The organism is Endozoicomonas sp. (assembly GCF_965196975.1).
Classification (GTDB): domain Bacteria; phylum Pseudomonadota; class Gammaproteobacteria; order Pseudomonadales; family Endozoicomonadaceae; genus Endozoicomonas.
The window spans coordinates 4,429,994-4,446,940 of the sequence record NZ_OZ239981.1 but is presented as its reverse complement, the minus strand read 5'-3'; the positions used below and the strand labels follow the sequence as shown (position 1 = coordinate 4,446,940).

7 protein-coding genes are annotated in these 16,947 nt (G+C 54.3%); 5 read left to right on the top strand and 2 right to left on the bottom strand.

What is annotated here, in order from left to right; translation table 11 throughout:
- The first annotated feature begins 91 nt into the window (after positions 1-91).
- The 3 genes from ACOCLE_RS19915 to ACOCLE_RS19905 all read left to right on the top strand — a co-directional run bounded on the left by ACOCLE_RS19915 (position 92) and on the right by ACOCLE_RS19905 (position 14,526).
- On the top strand, positions 92-11,887 hold the full coding sequence (locus ACOCLE_RS19915; RefSeq protein WP_419533943.1) for an LPD38 domain-containing protein: 11,796 nt from the start codon (positions 92-94) through the stop codon (positions 11,885-11,887).
- Positions 11,888-12,197: 310 nt separating this feature from the next.
- A complete protein-coding gene (gene tnpC / locus ACOCLE_RS19910; RefSeq protein WP_419533942.1) occupies positions 12,198-13,703 on the top strand; it encodes an IS66 family transposase in 1,506 nt (501 codons plus the stop codon).
- Between the two features lie 631 nt (positions 13,704-14,334).
- Positions 14,335-14,526 (top strand): hypothetical protein, encoded by a 192-nt coding sequence (locus tag ACOCLE_RS19905; protein WP_419533941.1) that lies wholly within the window; start codon positions 14,335-14,337, stop codon positions 14,524-14,526.
- 82 nt (positions 14,527-14,608) lie between these two features.
- Here the strand turns inward: ACOCLE_RS19905 and ACOCLE_RS19900 are convergent, their stop codons facing one another.
- Together ACOCLE_RS19900 and ACOCLE_RS19895 are read right to left on the bottom strand one after the other, a co-directional pair.
- Entirely contained in the window at positions 14,609-15,004 is a 396-nt protein-coding gene (locus ACOCLE_RS19900; protein ID WP_419533940.1) for a hypothetical protein, read from the bottom strand.
- A gap of 332 nt (positions 15,005-15,336) precedes the next feature.
- Entirely contained in the window at positions 15,337-15,639 is a 303-nt protein-coding gene (locus ACOCLE_RS19895) for an isoamylase early set domain-containing protein (RefSeq protein WP_419533939.1), read from the bottom strand.
- A gap of 266 nt (positions 15,640-15,905) precedes the next feature.
- On the opposite strand from ACOCLE_RS19895, the gene ACOCLE_RS19890 reads away from it, so the two are divergent.
- Positions 15,906-16,124 carry a hypothetical protein gene (locus ACOCLE_RS19890; protein ID WP_419533938.1) on the top strand — a complete coding sequence of 73 codons (219 nt, stop codon included), beginning with the start codon at positions 15,906-15,908 and terminating at the stop codon, positions 16,122-16,124.
- Positions 16,099-16,725 carry a helix-turn-helix domain-containing protein gene (locus tag ACOCLE_RS19885; protein WP_419533937.1) on the top strand — a complete coding sequence of 209 codons (627 nt, stop codon included), beginning with the start codon at positions 16,099-16,101 and terminating at the stop codon, positions 16,723-16,725. Before ACOCLE_RS19890 ends, ACOCLE_RS19885 begins: the two co-directional genes overlap by 26 nt.
- The last annotated feature ends 222 nt before the right edge of the window (positions 16,726-16,947 follow it).

Genomic DNA, 16,947 nt, shown 5'->3' with positions numbered 1-16,947 from the left:
CGCTTCCCGAAAAAGACATGCAAAGCAACTGACCCGCTTTTATGGGGAACGGGTAGCGGGTGGCGGCCAGCGTTTTTTCAAGGACGATTCTATGAACTGGAATGATTTCAGCTCGACCCCGCTGTTTCAGCAGGGGGACGATCAGGAACAGGAACGGTTGCGCGAGCAGTATTGGCGGCACTATCTCAAGCCCCAGATACCGGAAGGCTACCATCGGGAAGCCCGTTCTCTGTTTGACCAGCACACCCGCCGCAGGGGTAACCCGGACAGCAGCTATGCCGGTGACCTGTGGGATGCCCTCTGGCATGGCGGTTATGCCGGTGCGGCTGACCTGGTATCCGGTGCGAGCCGACTGGTGGGCGGCGATGGCCATAATGCCGCCAGTGGCTGGCTGCGGGAGAAATCCGAGGAACAGCTCGACAATATGTCCCCGTCCAGCATCGAGGCGATGCAGGGGTTCGGGGTCGAGCGCAAAGGCGACGGGGGTTATGGACTGACCGAGGGCAGTACCGCTGCCGGTTTTGGCCTCCAGTTTGCCTCTGGGGTTGGCTCTCTGGCACCGTCCATGATACCCGGTGGTGTGGCCAGTAAAGGGTTGTCGGCACTGGGCATGAAAGGGCTTCAGGCATCCGGTCCAGCGGCAGCAGTGACCGGTCTGGAAGATGCCAGACGTGTGCAGGGGTTGGCGAATGTCATCGACAAGGGCAGCCATGCCATTGGTTATGGGGCAACCGGTGGCCTGATGATCGGCGGGGCCGGTGCCGAGGACGCCAAAAGCCAGATCATGGGACTGGGCTATGAGCAACTGAAAGACCTGCCGAGGTTCCAGGAGCTCTACCAGCAGACCTACGAGCAGGCCGGAGGCGGCGATACCCGCCAGCCTTTTGAGCAGGCCAAAGCCCTGCTGGCCGAAGAAGCGGCACAGGCCTCCTTTGCCCCGGCTGCCGGGGTGGGGGCGCTTTCCATGGGGCTGGCGGGTCCGGCCATGGAGAACCTGATCCTGAAGAACGCCGGCACCCGTGGCCTGAATGCGGCCAAGGGGTTCCTGACCGAAGGGGCGCAGGAGTTCGGAGAAGGGGTTGGCCAGCAGATGGCGGCCAACTACGGACAGCAACAGGTGGGCAGGGAGGTAGGACTGACTGATGGTGCGTTGGAGCAGGGACTGTCCGGTGCCATTGTTGGAGGTCCGGTGGGTGGACTGGTGGGCGCTGCCGGTCGAACCCGCAATATGGACGACATCAGGGAGAAGCAGCAGAGGCTTAACGACCTGATGAGCCAGCATCAGACCCTGCAAGACCAGATGCAGGAACCTCACGCCGATCAGGCCATGCTGGCGGAGCAACTGCGGCAGAACTCGCTGGCCATTGCCGGACTGGAGAGCCAGCTCCATGAGTTGGGGGAAACGCAGGCGCAGGAAGAACAACCGCAGGCACAGACTAAACCGGAGCTGACCATAGACCCGTCCCAGTGGTCACCGGGCTGGCAGGCTGGGCCGGTGCAGCAGACGCCACAGATTGGCAGCGACAACGCCATCTATGTGAACCCCACTGGCCCTGTACAGCGAGGGGAAACCACCTTTACCGGCCCTGGCTTTGAGCAGCAGACCCGACAGCCAGAACCTTCACCGCAACAAAAGGCAAGCGAACCCCGGCAGCAGGCACTGCCTTACTCCCCGCCTGCCGACTTCACTGGCAACCGTTACGGCACTGTGGATGCTGACCCGGAAGCCGCACAGCAGGACAGCCAGCAACGACGACAGGACCAGATCGATAGGGCTACCCATCAGCATCCGGGTTCAACCGAGTACACTGGCAACCCTGAACGTGATCTGACCAGTTACACCGAACGGATGAACGGCCTGAATCGGTTGTTCCGTTCGTTCAACTGGAAGAAAGGCGACGACAACAAGAAACGCCGTGTCCGTAAGCTGATTGAAGACCAGCGCAGGCTGGAAATGAACGCCCGGAAAAGTGGACGAGGCTTTACCCCGACCTCCATGAAAGAAACACTGGCCAACCTGAAGTCGATGGTTGAAAGCGGGGACGGTATCCGCTTTGAACGGGAAGTGAAAGCCATCGAGGCGCGCCAGCAGCAGGAAGGGATGAGGCTGACAGCGCAAGAGAAGTCAGGAACCCCTTCAGGAAAAAAGCCGGTACTGGGCAAGGCCGACGAATCGGTGATGGCCGATGAGCGTGAAGTCAGCACCCAGTATGCCCTCTATGAGCAGTCCGACCTGATTGCCAGCCATAACGACACCGGCAAGGTAAACCCTCAATACCCGGCAGAGCTGCAACCACGGGATCGGGCACGGCAGGCCAGTGAAACCCAGATCAGGGGGATTGCCAGCAAGCTGAACCCGAAGAAGCTCGGCGCCAACCCATTGGCCAGCAGCGGTGCGCCCATCATTGGCAGTGACCGTGTGGTGGAAAGCGGCAATGGCCGTGTGTCCGCGATCCGCAAAGCCTACCGCAACCATCCTGAACGGTCAGCGGCTTACCGCCAGTACCTGAAGGACAACGCTGAAGTCTTTGGCCTGAAGCCAGGGGATGTGGATAAATTCAGCCAGCCGGTACTGGTTCGCCAGCGGCAGGGCACGCTCGATACCGAAGATCGGGTGTCGTTTACCAATGAGGCCAACAAGCCGGAAACCGCTACGATGTCTCCGGCTGAAAAAGCCAAACTGGACGCGGCTCGCATTACCCAGGAAGACCTGAGCCACTTTGATACCGATGGCACGGGCGATCTGCTGCACCGCAGCAACGACATCTTTCTTGCCCGATTCGCTGACCGGCTGGGTGATGAGGCCGGAGAGCTGAAGACCAAAGAGGGCAACTGGAATAAACAGATGCGTGACCGTGTGGAGTCGGCCCTGTTTATGAAAGCCTACGGTGATGACCGTCTCAACAGCCTGTTTGCCGAGGACGACAAGCCTGACCTGAAAAACCTGATCAAGTCACTGGCCATGGCGGCTCCCCACTTTGCCAGGGCTAAGGGTATTGATCCTGAGCTCGGTGGCTATGGCGTCATTGATTCCCTGGTGGAAGCCAGTCGCATTTTGCAGGACAGCCGCAACCGTGGCCAGTCGGTGGATGAGATTCTGGATCAACGCTCCCTGCTGGACAGCTTCAGCCCGGAGACTGAACTGTTTGCCCGTTGGCTCGATGCCAACCTGAATAAGAGCAAGCAGGTAGGGCAGGCACTCAGTGAGCTGGCCAACCAGATAGAGCAGTACCTGCAAAAGCAATCACAAGCCGATGGGGATATGTTCGGTACCGCAGAGGCGACACTGGACGATCTGATTCAGCAGACCAACCACCAACTGGAGAAAAACCATGGCGATAAATCCACACCGATCATCGACCCGAAGCCGACCCCCAGGGAAGGGGAAAGTCCCACCAAGCGCCCGGAGCGCGACTGGGAGGCCCAACAAACCGGACCTGTTCAAACTGCTGAAGGAAGCAACCGAAGCAGTGATCCGGAAGAACGGACCGGAAGACCAACTGAATCTGCCAGAGAAGCCAAAAGGGACGAAGTAGACGATCTGCTGGATGCGGTTGATCACGGCACTCTTGATAGCGATGAGTGGACGGACGATGACTTTGCCGGGATTGAGGAAGACAAGGCTCAATACGACCCCCAGGATGGGGGAAGTGCCACCAAGCGCCGGGCACCCGAAGGGCATAGAAAGCGCGACAAGTACGCCCCCCAGGACGGGGGAAGTGCCACAAAGCGCCAGGAGCGCGACTGGTACAACAGCCGCAATGCGCCTCACTACTCGGTACCTGGGATCAAGAGTCTGGGCGGTGCTGAACGGGCAGCCATCAAACAGTACCTTGATAACAGAGCTGATAAACCGGAAGTTATCGCAAGACTGAAGAAACTGGCAGACACACCCTGGGCAAGGAAGACCGTGCAGTCCATGCTGATTCGCCAGACCATTGATGACCTGGTGGCCGGACGTGAGGTGGATTACCAGTCGCTGTTGTCCCAGAAAGATAACGCCTCGATCCTCAAAGCGCTTAAAGATCATGGCGAACCCGGACTCTGGCGTTACCTGCACACAGAGGATGTCATGGGGCATGCCGGAAAACCGGAGAACAGCATCAATGGCAGCTTTGTCGATTGTATGCCCAGCCGGGACTGTGCTTCTTTCTGTTATGCGACCAAAGGCAATTACCGGTTCAGTAATCCCATCATTAAATCGGAAATCGTGAACTGGGCGGTGGAGAAAGACCCGGTCAGAACTGCCCGGATTGCGGCCAACGATTACAAAGGCACTCCGGAGTTTTACCAGAACAAAGCCCTTCGCCTGTTTGATATGGGTGATGGCTCCATGGCATGGCTGCCCTTTATCCGAACCATGAACAAAGAGGGTATCCGGCTCCAGATCTTCAGCAAGAATCCGGAGTTCCTGAAGCAGGTGCCCGAACAGAACTGGCGGGCACTGTCGGTGGACAACAGCAACTTTGAACTGGCCGCACAGCACCCGGAGCTGCCACTGGCGGTGGTGTTTGACGGTCAGCAGAAAGGCATTGACTTCGTCCGATCCAATCTTGACCGAATACTGGTGATTCTGCCTATTAAACACGGTCAGCGAGTCCTGGGCGATAAAGCAGCCCTGCGTCGTATGCTCGGGCTGGATGCCATGAAGCGGTTATGCCCTGTCGATGGCGGCTGGAAAAAGATCAAGCACCCCACTGATCCGAAGAAGAACTTTAACTGCACTTCCTGCGACCAATACGGCGGTATGGGTTGCTTCCACGGCAATGTCACCCGCCAGGTGATGAAAGCCGCCACGGAAGCCCCCCACGATAAACATCTGCAACGGCTGAAAGAGGAGATAGAGAATGACCCTGACCGATTCGGTGGCAAAGCGAGCGCGGCAGAGCTGCTTGGAAACCTGGGCAAAATCCGATCTGCGCTACGGGCATCTGCTGACACCCGAACAGAAGCAACAGATGCAGGCGGCCAGGGACAGGAAGCTGAAGGCACAATTGGAGTTCGACAAATTGATGAGGGAACCGGACGCTACCGAGTCGGAGAAGGCGAAGAAGGAAAAATAGAAGAACGCAAACGGCGTGGCAAAAAATCCGATCTGGAAGATGCCGGTCAGAAAGACCTGTTCGCCTCCCCTGATCTCTCCGGTGACGAACGGAAACAGCAGATCATCGAGAACCAGCGTGTTCTGGTTAGGCACGTTGAAACGGGAACCATCAGAGCCGGCACCGACACCATTCACACCTACGATGACCTTGCCCACTTTATTGCCCCGATCCGAAAGCTGGCGCAGGAGGAAATGATCGCCATTGTGCTTGATGGCAATAATAAGGTGATCAATGTCATTAAGCACAGCAAGGGGCAGAAAGCCTCTGCTTCCGTATCCCCATGGACACTGGCCGGTGCTGTGGTGGCGACACCCAATGCAAAATCCGTCTGGTTTGCTCATAACCATCCCTCCGGTGATCCTGAGCCCAGTATGTCGGATGTGCATATTACCCACAGCCTGAACGACGTGCTAGACGGCAGTGGCGTAGTCAATATGGGGCACGCCGTGGTGGGGACCACGGGCCATGCGAAAATCATGGATGCCGATGGCACGGTGCTGATGGGCACCGTGGCTCCCAAACGCATGGCTCGCAATAAGGCATTCCCGATTACCGAACGGCGGCTGCGCTTTAACCGGCCTTACATCAATTTCGGGTCACCGGAAGCAGTGCGCCCCTTCCTCGATACCATCAGCCCCAATGCCGTGGTGCTGCTGGATAGCAAATACAATGTGACAGGGGTTTTGCCACTGTCAGAAAATGACCTGAAGACGTTACGGCATCCCACGAAAAATCCCGCAGCTGCAAGGATCATGCAGGCACTGGACAGCACCAACAGTTCGTCGGTCATCCTGAAAAGCAATGGCTCACCACTGGCCATGAAAGGCACCCGGAACCTGATCAACTTTTTCAATCGGGCCGACCGTATTCAGGTGCTGGATCACTTTACCGGCAGGGACGGCAGCTACCAGTCTGCCGCCGAAAAAGGGTTCCCCGACCTGAATGAACGGGGTTCCTTCTACGCCCTGCGCAAAGACAGCAGCGCCCGTGGCATCCAGTCCGGTCCGCTGCGTCTGAAACTGAAGCCGCTGGAGCAGAAACTGGGGCAGTCCATCCACGTGCTGCAATCAGAAACTGAACTGCCCTACAGCCTCTACCAGAAGGTAATCAGCGACAAGGCTCAGGGACGGGGGCGGGGGATGTTCGACCCGGAGACAGGCGAGACTTACCTGATCGCAGCCAATCTGGACACCACCGGCGAGGCGGTGCGCACCGTCCTCCATGAACTGGTGGGTCATAAAGGCGTACGTGGCCTGCTGGGTAAACGGCTCGATACCGTGCTGGATGAAATCCACCGGGATATGAACGACCGGCTGAAGCAGGCACTGGGCAAGCGGTACGCCCGGCAGACCGAAGGCAAGAGCGAGGCGGAAGCCAATCGGATCATTGCCGAGGAATACCTGGCGCACCTTGCCGAGAAAGACCCGAAAAACGGCCTGTTGACCAAAGTGGTCAGCATGATCCGCAATGCTTTGCGCCGGTTGTTCCCCAACATTAAATGGACGGATGCCGATGCGGTGGAGCTGCTGAGTGCGGCCCGTGGTCATCTGAAGCGCAATGGTAACCTGAATGCCGGTAACGCTAAGGGGAATCGCTACAGCGATTCAGGCATAGCCCCGACCTTCTACTCCGCCGTCGAGCGCAGTGCCGCTGCCGTGAAGTCGGACAAGCTACCTGCCCAGAGCTGGCTGAATGCCATCAAGAAAGGCAACAACGTGCAGGACGAGGAAGTCCAGTGGCTGGGCCTTGACCTGTGGCTGGCGGATAAAAAAGGTGAGAAGCTGACCCGTGCCGAGGTGCTGGACTTTATCCGGCAGAATGAAGTGCGGATCAGTGAAGACTGGAACGTGGACAGTTTTGATGAGCAGGAGCTGGAAGACCGGCTGGAATCAAAGCAGCGGGATTTTATCCGTGAGCGTATTGACGATTATGAGCACGGCTATTCGCTGGATGAGCTGGGCGATGCCCTGGAAGATGCGCGGGAAAGTTTGCGGGAGGACGAGTACGACTACCAGTATCAGGAACTGAAGAATCGGTTTGACGACGAAGCCCTTGACGACCATGAAGTGGATACCCTGGTGGATGACGATGGTTATCTGGACGAGTCTGCCCTGCACGAAGAAGCGCAATGGCGAGCCAATAACAGCGTCGATAATATGGACGACAAGGAGCTGGTACGGGACCACATAAGCTATTCCGACAAGGAAGATGCCGCGCTGGAAGCCTGGGAGAACGACTACGAGTCGGACGTTCGCAGTGACCTGGAAGCGGAGCTGCGGGATGAGTCCGACGTTCAGTACCGCAATTATGCCATGCAAGGTGGTGAAGATTATTCCGAACTGTTGCTGATTCTCGATAACAACAGCCACGTATTCCCCGCTGATCCGAATCACAAGAACCTGAGCCCCATTTCCGAAGAAGAAGCCAAGGCACTGGCGCAGGGCATGATGCCCGCCGGTATGAAGGTGGACGATGTGGGCTGGAGTCAGGCGTTCCGGGATTACACGCTCTACCGTCGCAATGGTGATGACAAGACCATGATCACCACCGGCCATGCCACTGAGGCCTCGGCCATTGCCGCTGCCGTCAGCGAGCATCAATCCTTTGCCCGATGGCGACAGGACGACTATGACGAAAGCCACTGGGGGACGACGGAAAATGTACTGGCTCATGTGCGCTTCCAGACCTTTGATGAAAACATCCATGGTCGTAATGAACGGATTCTGTTTATTGATGAAGTGCAGAGCGACCTGCATCAGGCCGGTCGGGAAAGTGGTTACCGCACGCCAGAGTCGGTACGTAAACAGGAGCAGCGCAATGCCCGGATAAATGCAGTCGATGACAAGATTCGGTCCGTCGTTAAACAACGAGATGAGTTTGGCAAACAGCATGCTGAAACCGGTACCCGGCGTGATGAGCTTACCCGTCAGCTCAAACAGGCAGAGCAGGCCGAAGATCAGACGCAGGTTGATCGGCTGAATAACGAATTGAGCACGGTTGCAGAGGATGTAGAGAACCATTTCCAGCAGTGGGTGGATGCCGAAGCCCAGCTGAAAGCACTGCGAGATGAACGACAGTCACTTTTCGATACCGACAAACACCGGTTCTACCGTCAGGTACCTAATGCGCCCCTGAAAGAGAGCTGGCCAAACCTGGTGATGAAACGGATGATCCGCCACGCTGCCGAAAACGGCTTTGACCGGATCGCCTGGAGCAGTGCGGCACAGCAGGTGGAACGGTATCCCAGCCTTGGGCAGGTGGTAGAGCAGATGAAGGTATCCCCCCAGTTTACCCACGAAGGCCGACTGACCCATGTCACCTTAACGATCAAAAACAGGAATGGCAGCAACCGCAGAGAACACATTGCAGAGGAGCGGCTGGACGCTTATGTGGGTCATCGTCTGGGAGCGAAAATACGGGAGGACAGCCACTCCGTTTATGAATCCTTGCAAGAGGAGCGCAGCCAATGGTCCACCGAGCAGGATAACGACGATCAACAGAAACGCTGGTTTATCCGCGATACCAACGGTGAGGCCTTGCATTCATCGGACGGTTCGCTGCTCTATTACGACACACAGGACACCGCTGATCAGGATCTGGACCGGCTGGTCTTCGCCGAGCACAGTGCAGACTTTACCCTGGAAAACCTGGACGAGCTGATGGGCGACGGTGCCAGGGGAATGCGCGAGTTCTACGACAAGCGTCTGGCCAATTATATGAAGAAGTACACCAAAAAGTGGGGAGCAACGCTGGAGCCTGTCGAGATCCATTTCAACGGCTCGCAGTACCCTTATGGCACCAGGCCCGATAAAGTCTGGTCGGTGACTGTCACCGACAAAATGCGGGATTCGGTATTGAAAGATGGTCAGCCGTTGTTTGCTTTGAAAGATAATAAAAAAGCAAAACAGGATAATGTTCCCCGCTATTCCCTGAAAGACCTCCCCGACGATGTGCAGTCCGTGATCAACGACATCCACGGTGGCATTGCCCCAAAGCCGTGGCACGACCGGTTGCGGGAGTGGTGGGACGCCAAACCGCTGAAAGAGCATATCAAGCGGGGATTGCTGCACGTCAATCAGGGCGTATTCACCGATGCCGCCATTATTGAACAGCAGGAGAAGCTGCTGAACGAGGGCAAGCTGATGGACGCAACGGTGTCTGCCAGCAAAGCCGTTTACCTGGCCCGTAATCTGGACAACGTGACCGATGCTACCTTCCATAAAGGCACCCCGATGCTGAAAGAGGGCAGCATTGTGATCAAGCCGGGCAGCAAGGGGTTGTTTGAACTGCTGAAGCCGGTCACCGAACGGGATGAGCTGGCCATCTGGGAAGTGTACGAAGGCAGCCACCGTGCGCAGCGAATTATGGAGGAAGACAAAGTGGCCAGGGCCAAAGGCAATCAGTTGCTGGCCCAGGGGCAGGCACTGAAAGAAACGCTGGATGCCACGGCACCGGATGAGTATCAGGGCGGTCGCTCGGGGTGGAACCGTGACCGCAGACAGATGGAGAAAGACCTCAAGCTGGGCAAGGAACTGAGCCAACAGAACCGGGAGAACCTTTACGACCAGCAACGGATCGACACCATTCAGAACTGGGTGCATACCCAGCCGGAACTGGCGAAGCGGTTCAAGCAGGTGATGGACGATTACCAGCAGCACAATCGTGACCTGCTGGATTTTATGGAAGCCGCCGGCACACTCGACAAGGAACAGCGTAAGCTGTTCGATACCGGCGACTACATCCCTTTCAACCGGATACACGACCTGGAATACCAGGAAGAAAACCAGCGGTTTATTCGGCCGAAAAAAGGACTCGGCGGCCAGACCACCGGTATTCAACGGTTAAAAGGTGGGGTGGAAAAGATCGCGCCACTGGAAGCGATGGTGCGCAATACCCGTTCCATGCTCGATGCGGCCCTGAAGAATATCGCCCAGCAACGGGTGATCGACAACGCCCTGCAACTGGGGGCCGTGGAGAAAATTGAGAGTGCCATTACCGTTACCGACGACGATGTAAAGGCCGCCCTTCAGGGGATCGGCGTCAGTACCGACCTCACACCAGCGCAGATGCGCGGCTGGAAGTCACTGATGGCCAAATACGAAACCCTGAAAGGGACCACCAGTGTCTCGCGGGGTGGCAAGCTGGAAACCTACGCGGTGGATGATCCATTGCTGCTGGCCTCCATTCAGGACATCGGGCCTGAACTGCACAGCGGCTTTATGAAACTGGTGGGCATTCCCAGCCAAATAGTCCGGCGCGGTGTCACGGCGATGCCTGCTTACTGGTTCCGCAACTTGACCCGGGATACGCTGTCCACGGCTGTGCACATTGCCCCGGACGTTAACGGCAAGGTCGTAGGCATGAACCCACTGGCCGGTGCCATTCGAGGTTTCAGAAAATCCCTGGATGAGGATGAATCCCTGTGGGCGATGAAAATGGCGGGAGGGAGCAGTAGCAGTGGTCACTACCGCAGCAACTACAACAACATCCGCAAGAAGCTATCCCCTGCAGAGCAGAAGCGCATTCTGAGCACGCCCGGCAAACTGATCGACTTCTGGGACAGCATTGGCGCACGGTTTGAGGATTCCAACCGGCTGCACGTTTTTGAACGGGTAAAGGAAGAAGGCGGTTCCACGGCGGAAGCCGCTTATCAGTCGCTGGACGTGATGAACTTTACCCGTAAGGGGCAGTGGGGCATTGTCCGGTTCCTGACCCAATCCATCCAGTTCACCAACAGTTTGCTTCAGGGCGTGAACCGCATGTGGCGAGGCGTGAAGCCCGGTGATGAACTGCACTGGAGCGCCTTATCCGGTGAGGTGCTGACGCGGGGGCTGATGTATGGCTTTGCCTCCTGGTTGCTGGTGCGACTGTTTGAAGACGATGATCGTTACAAGGAACTCAGCACCGACGAGAAAGTGGCCTATCACCACTTCTGGATTGGTGACGGTGAAGACGGTCATTTTAGAATCCCCAAACCGTTCGAGGTGGGGCATGTCTTTGCCACTATCCCGGAGTTTCTGTGGCAGGGCATGATGGGGCATGAGGATGCCAAGTGGACAAAGGATGCCATGGTGACTTTGGGGATGGCGATGTTTAACCTGGAATCCACGCCCATACCTCAGTTCGTCAAACCGATCTGGGAAGTGGGTGAGAACCGCGACCGCTTTCGTGACCGGGATATTGTGCCCATGAGCTTGCAGCACCTGAAGCCGGAAGCCCAGTATGATCCGTACACCAGTGAGACGCTAAAGGAACTGGTGCAGTACCTTCCCGAAGGTGCACCGGAGTGGATGCGATCCCCGAAAAAGCTGGAGCACCTGCTTAAAGGCTATTTCAATGCCTTTGCCACAGGAACCCTGGCGGTGACCGATGCGGTTACCCGACACCTGACCGGTGCTGGGGAAAAGCCGGCATGGAACAAACAGGACTACCCAGTGGTGGGTTCCTTCTTTGGTGATCGCATCAAAGGCAGCACCCGTTACACCAACGAGCTGTATGAGATGAACAAGGATGTAAATGCCATTGCTTCGTCCATCAAGCACTATCAGGAAACCGGGGAAACCCAGCGAGCGAAGGAACTGGAACAGTCAGCCAGCGTCAAACTGAAAAACAAGACCGGGCTCAACAAGGCCAGCCGGGAGATCAGCAAGCTGCGCAGGGAGGTTCGAAAAGTGATGGAAGACCGGATTATGGATCGTCATACCAAACGGGAATGGCTCGACCGGCTGAATCGGCAGATTAACCAGGTGGCCACTAATGCTGTGAAGCATTACCAGAAATAAAGAGCAGCAGCCGTTCCGATAGATAACCGTCAGACAAGGTCTCAGTCGCACCTTTTTAGGTGCTACTACCAATTTCGGAGAAGTGCTGTTTTCAATAGGATGCACTCGTCCTCACGGAATAGGCGCTGTTCCTAATGAACCATGTTTCTTGGGGCACAGTTTACCTACTGTGAATTTTGCAGAGAAAACCTTATCTCACGGGCTTTAGGGTCAGTTTTTTTGTAACTATTCAGCACCCTTCATATAAATCTGGAATTTTCTGATTTTTCGACCATCATCTTATACTCAATTTTTCTAACAAATCTCCAGTATGGAACCAGACTTCCCAGCTACTCCGTTTACCGAAGCTCTCCTTAAAGAGAATGAAGAGCTTCGGACCGAGAATGCGCTTTTACGGGAACGTTGCAGCGAACTGGAAGAAAGGGTTAATAAAAACAGTCAAAACAGTAGTAAGCCACCATCGTCAGATGGTTATCAAAAGCCCAGTAAAAAAGGGAGTGATAAAGGTGATACATCTTCCAAAGAAGCCCCCTGCTCCTCACAGGAAACACCGAACCCCAAAAGCCTTAGACCATCTTCAGGCAATAAACCAGGTGGCCAGAAAGGTCATCAAGGCTCTTGTTTGAGACGTGTCGCCTTACCCGATTATGTCAGGCATCTGAAGGTTGAAAAATGTTGCTGTTGCCAGTCTTCGCTTATCGATATTAAACCCACCAAATACATTGAGCGACAGGTTTTTGATCCAGGTAGACCCGGAGAATTTGAAGTTACCGCGTACTGGGCAGACGTTAAAGTATGTCCTTGTGGTAAACGGAACACCGCTGAGTTTCCCCAAGGAGTGAAAGCCGCTGCTCAATACGGAGAAGTGACTCAGGCAATGGCTGTTCATTTAAACCAGTATCACTTCATCCCATATCACCGGGTGTCTGAGTATTTCAATGCTATTTATTGCATGAGTGTCAGCGCAGGCTCTGTTGCCAATTTTGTTGCCTATACCCATGAGAACCTGGCCTCTACTGAGCAGAGTATCCGCGATGCTTTACAAGAAAGTCCGGTTGCAGGAGCGGATGAAACTGGCATGCGGGTTGACGGTTCACTGTGGTGGTTACACATTATGCGAGATGACCAATGGACGCTTTACTACCTCTCAGAAAGGCGAGGTTGTGAAGCAATGGATGCAATGGGCATCCTGCTGACTTTTGCAGGCATTCTGGTTCACGATCATTGGAAGTCCTACTTTGCCTATGCGGCAGTGCATGTGCTTTGTAATGCCCATCATCTGAGAGAGCTTCAGGGAGTTGTCGATAGGGATGCGAATAAGCTGGCTCTGCGGCTGATGAAATTGCTTACGCTCTCCTGGCACTTCTGCAAGAAATACAAAGCAGCCGGTCTGACTCAAATGCCTGGTGCAATACAGCTTCGCATTGAGACGATATACGACCAAATCCTTCAAAGGGCTCTCACGAAGGAAACCGCTTATATGGAAAAACAACGACAGGTGCTTGGACGTAAGAAGGTCAGGAATACCAAGGCCTACAACCTGTTCAAAAGGCTTATTGAGTTTAAGGTTGAAACGTTGCGCTTCATGTCGGACTTTTCAATTCCCTTCGATAACAATGGCAGTGAACGTGATGCCAGGATGGCCAAACTTAAGCAGAAGATCTCAGGCTGCTTCAGAAGCGAAGACGGAGGTACCATGTTTACCCGAATCCGAAGCTATTTATCATCTGCTAAAAAGCAGGGGTTGAACATATTTCAGGCGCTTCTTAAAGCGGTTCGAAATTACAACAATACGCCTTTGCTGGGTGCTGAATAGTTACGTTTTTTTTTTGCAAAGACGGTTTATGTCGTATTGAAAATGACACACTAAAATACCGCCTCTTACGGAGGCGAATCGGTCAGATCACCAGGGCTGTTATTATTTTTGACAGGTAAACTCTCCAACTTCCTCCCGCCCCACAACCGGCTCATAGATTGTCTCACCCATCACAAGGATCGCTCCCGGCTCTGACTGCGGTTGTTATTAGCCCCACTTTGCCGCTTGGGTATCTCACGCAGTATCAGGTTCAACTGGCTTCTCAGTTTTGAATTGAGCCAGTATTTACCTAACCATGCCATCAAACGTAGGCTGTTAACAATACTGACTTGTGAAACAAGACAAAGCAGGATATAAATTTGCCATGGAGTTTCTTGCTGATACCTGTCCCCCAGATAGTGTCAGCTTTTTTCCCCTGTTCCTCCCTCCATCATATATCCCATCCCCCCTCATACTTCTCTTTTCGACCATAGACTGACTGAAATTTCAGTAGCATCAGAAATGCAAATCCGCCGATAATAAGTATTGATACGTATCAAGGTTTTTGGATCTCGTCTGGTGAATAATTGCGCACCGTCGGAAAGCTGGCCGCTGACGGACAATGATTGCCACAAAAGGGAGATCGCCGGTTATGATGAGCATCGAAAAATACACCCAGAAAGACGGTCAAACCGGTTGGCTTGCGCATATCTCCCAGAAAAAGCGGAATCGTAAATCTTGTGCTCTGACCCGTCGCTTCAGCTCAGCACAATATGGCGATGCGGCTTTTCAGAAAGCCCTGGCCTGGGCGGAGGATCACCAGGACGAAAGGGCGCACTCCTGATGTGACCAACCTGCGACCGAGCGCCAGAGCAGTCTCGTCAATGCGCCTGGCTGCTCTTTATTGCATGGCCATGCAACGCTGTTTAATTCAATACTCCACGCTGCTGATCAATAAAGGCATCAATACAGTGCTGGCATTCATCGTTATCAATGCAGTATCGGACGTTGTAAACCGGTGCATTATCTGCCTCCAGTAATGTGCGTTGAGTGACCTCTATTTTACTGTCGGGCCGTTTCTCCTTGCAGATATGGCAAGTCCAGGCAAGCGCCTCGCCGGTCAGATGATCAAAGATCAGGTAGTCGCGCTGAACCCGTTGGTGGGTATCCAGCTCATCAAAGGTTTCAAAACAGCCGGTCCAGTCGTGGCCATGATGGGTTTCCATTAACTGGCGGGCATCATCGCGGGTGGGCGCCGTAATACGCACATAGCCCGGGTAATCGGGGTGGTCTGCACCTAAAGAGAGGTAATAATTATTCATCTTTGTTTCCTCAACAATGGTGGGAACTTGATGTGTGGAGCTTTGCACTGAACCACACTTAAATGCTGGCAGAGAAAACAGCTGCAATACCTTATTGTGCTAGTGAGCTGAACGAAACTCTTCGTTAAAGTCCCTCGCCATGGCCTGGAGGCTGACCGATAATAGCACCCGTAGCGAGGAAAACAGAAAATTTTCAGAGCAATTTTCTGGCTCCGCAGTAGGGCAGTCCATTCCCGGTCAGCACTCCTAGTGCTATGACTCGTCACTTTATCTTTATGTCCTTTAGGGTATTGTCTTTCAGCTCAGTTCACCAAGCATAAATTTGATGGGTATTACTTTCTGAGTTTTGTATAGACCACACTGTTATCACTGCCGTAAGGGTTGGGCACGTAGTCGTCTGTGTTATGGTCGTTCTCCCAGATGGTCTCATCCAGCAGATAACGGAAATGGAGGGCTTTGATGCCGGGCAGTTTTACTTTGGAGCGGAAGGCGTTTTCTTTCTTGTGGTATTTCATGGAGACGGGTTGCCACTGGTTAAAATCCGCAACCAGCGACACGGACTTGATGCCCGGTTGAGCAAACTCAAACGTCACTTCGGTTTCCGCTGTTTTTTTGATCGTTTTTTTCTTCAGCATGGCCAATCAATCCTCAAGGTTTTCACGGCGTGAAAAACTACGTTACAGCGATCACTAACCGTACAGCGATCACTAACCGTGGGCAAATGAATGTTGGTAATTCCGATTTTTACCGACCTTGAGTGGTGCAATCTGTTCTTTCTCGAGTAATGATTGCTGAAGTATGCAAAGAAATGCAATTTTTTGTATTGTAATCCTTATGTATGCTGTTTACGATGTTTTCTGGGCAAGCAGTTTTCTTCTCAAACATTACGGAACCCAGTCACATGGACGTAGATTTGGAAGCAGCTGTAGCAGACGGCACTGGCAAGCCTCAACAGGAAACAGACAGGTTAAGTTCACGGAAGGTCAATGGGGTGCTGGATAATTTTATCCCCCTGCTGGATGAGATGAGTGACCGGGAGCTTTGGGTTGTGTTTGTCAGGCTGCAACAATACCGGTTGTTAAGGGTTACCCGTTATGAACCACCCGGACATTGCCGATAGACTGGCAAAATCCATGGAGCTGGCAGGCATTGCCAGTATTCCCAAGCTGGCCCGGAAATCCGGTATTGACCAGAATTACCTCTATCGCCTGGCCAAGGGGGAAATAGGTAACCCGCAGAAGTACCTTGAAGTGTTGACCAGAGCCCTGGGGGTGAGCCCTGTGTGGTTTTCCACAGGCCGGGGTGACCCCCATGATCATGAGTCCGTGGTACACCGGGAGGATGCCTGGCAGCAGACCACCATGCTTACCAAGGTGATGGTGGTGCCCACCGAAGGCGACCTCTATGACGTGATTGCCAGGGTGCCGGATTTGTTCAACAGTCCTTACCATGCATACCGGCAGCCCAGTGCTTACCGTTTTTTTTATGTGCCGGAAATGGTGGAGTCCTTCCCCGGTTGTACCCTGCTGACCGTGGAAAAGGAACTTCGCCCGGGCCCCGGCCTGTTTCTGGCCTGGAAAACGGTTCATGGCCATAAACGGTTATTTACGTTTACCTGCACCTATTCCGGACTGGAGGTCAGCAGTACCCAGCAGCCGGACTGGGAAGTGGTTGGTCGGGTACGTAATATGGATTACTGGAAGATCGAGTTGCCTGACTGAGAGCTTCCCAGTTATCCACAAAATCCGTGGATAAACCGGTATACAACCTGTTAACCCATAATCCCACGTCGGATGTTCCGTGCAGCCCAGAGGAGGCTGAACGGTAGATCAACAGCTTTATCATTTTTTAGCCGGGTGTGGTATCCCGATAACGGTAGCCTATTCAGTTGTCCGGGCTGTCGAATGGCCACTTCCCTTGTGCTGCAAGTGATGTAAGCGATC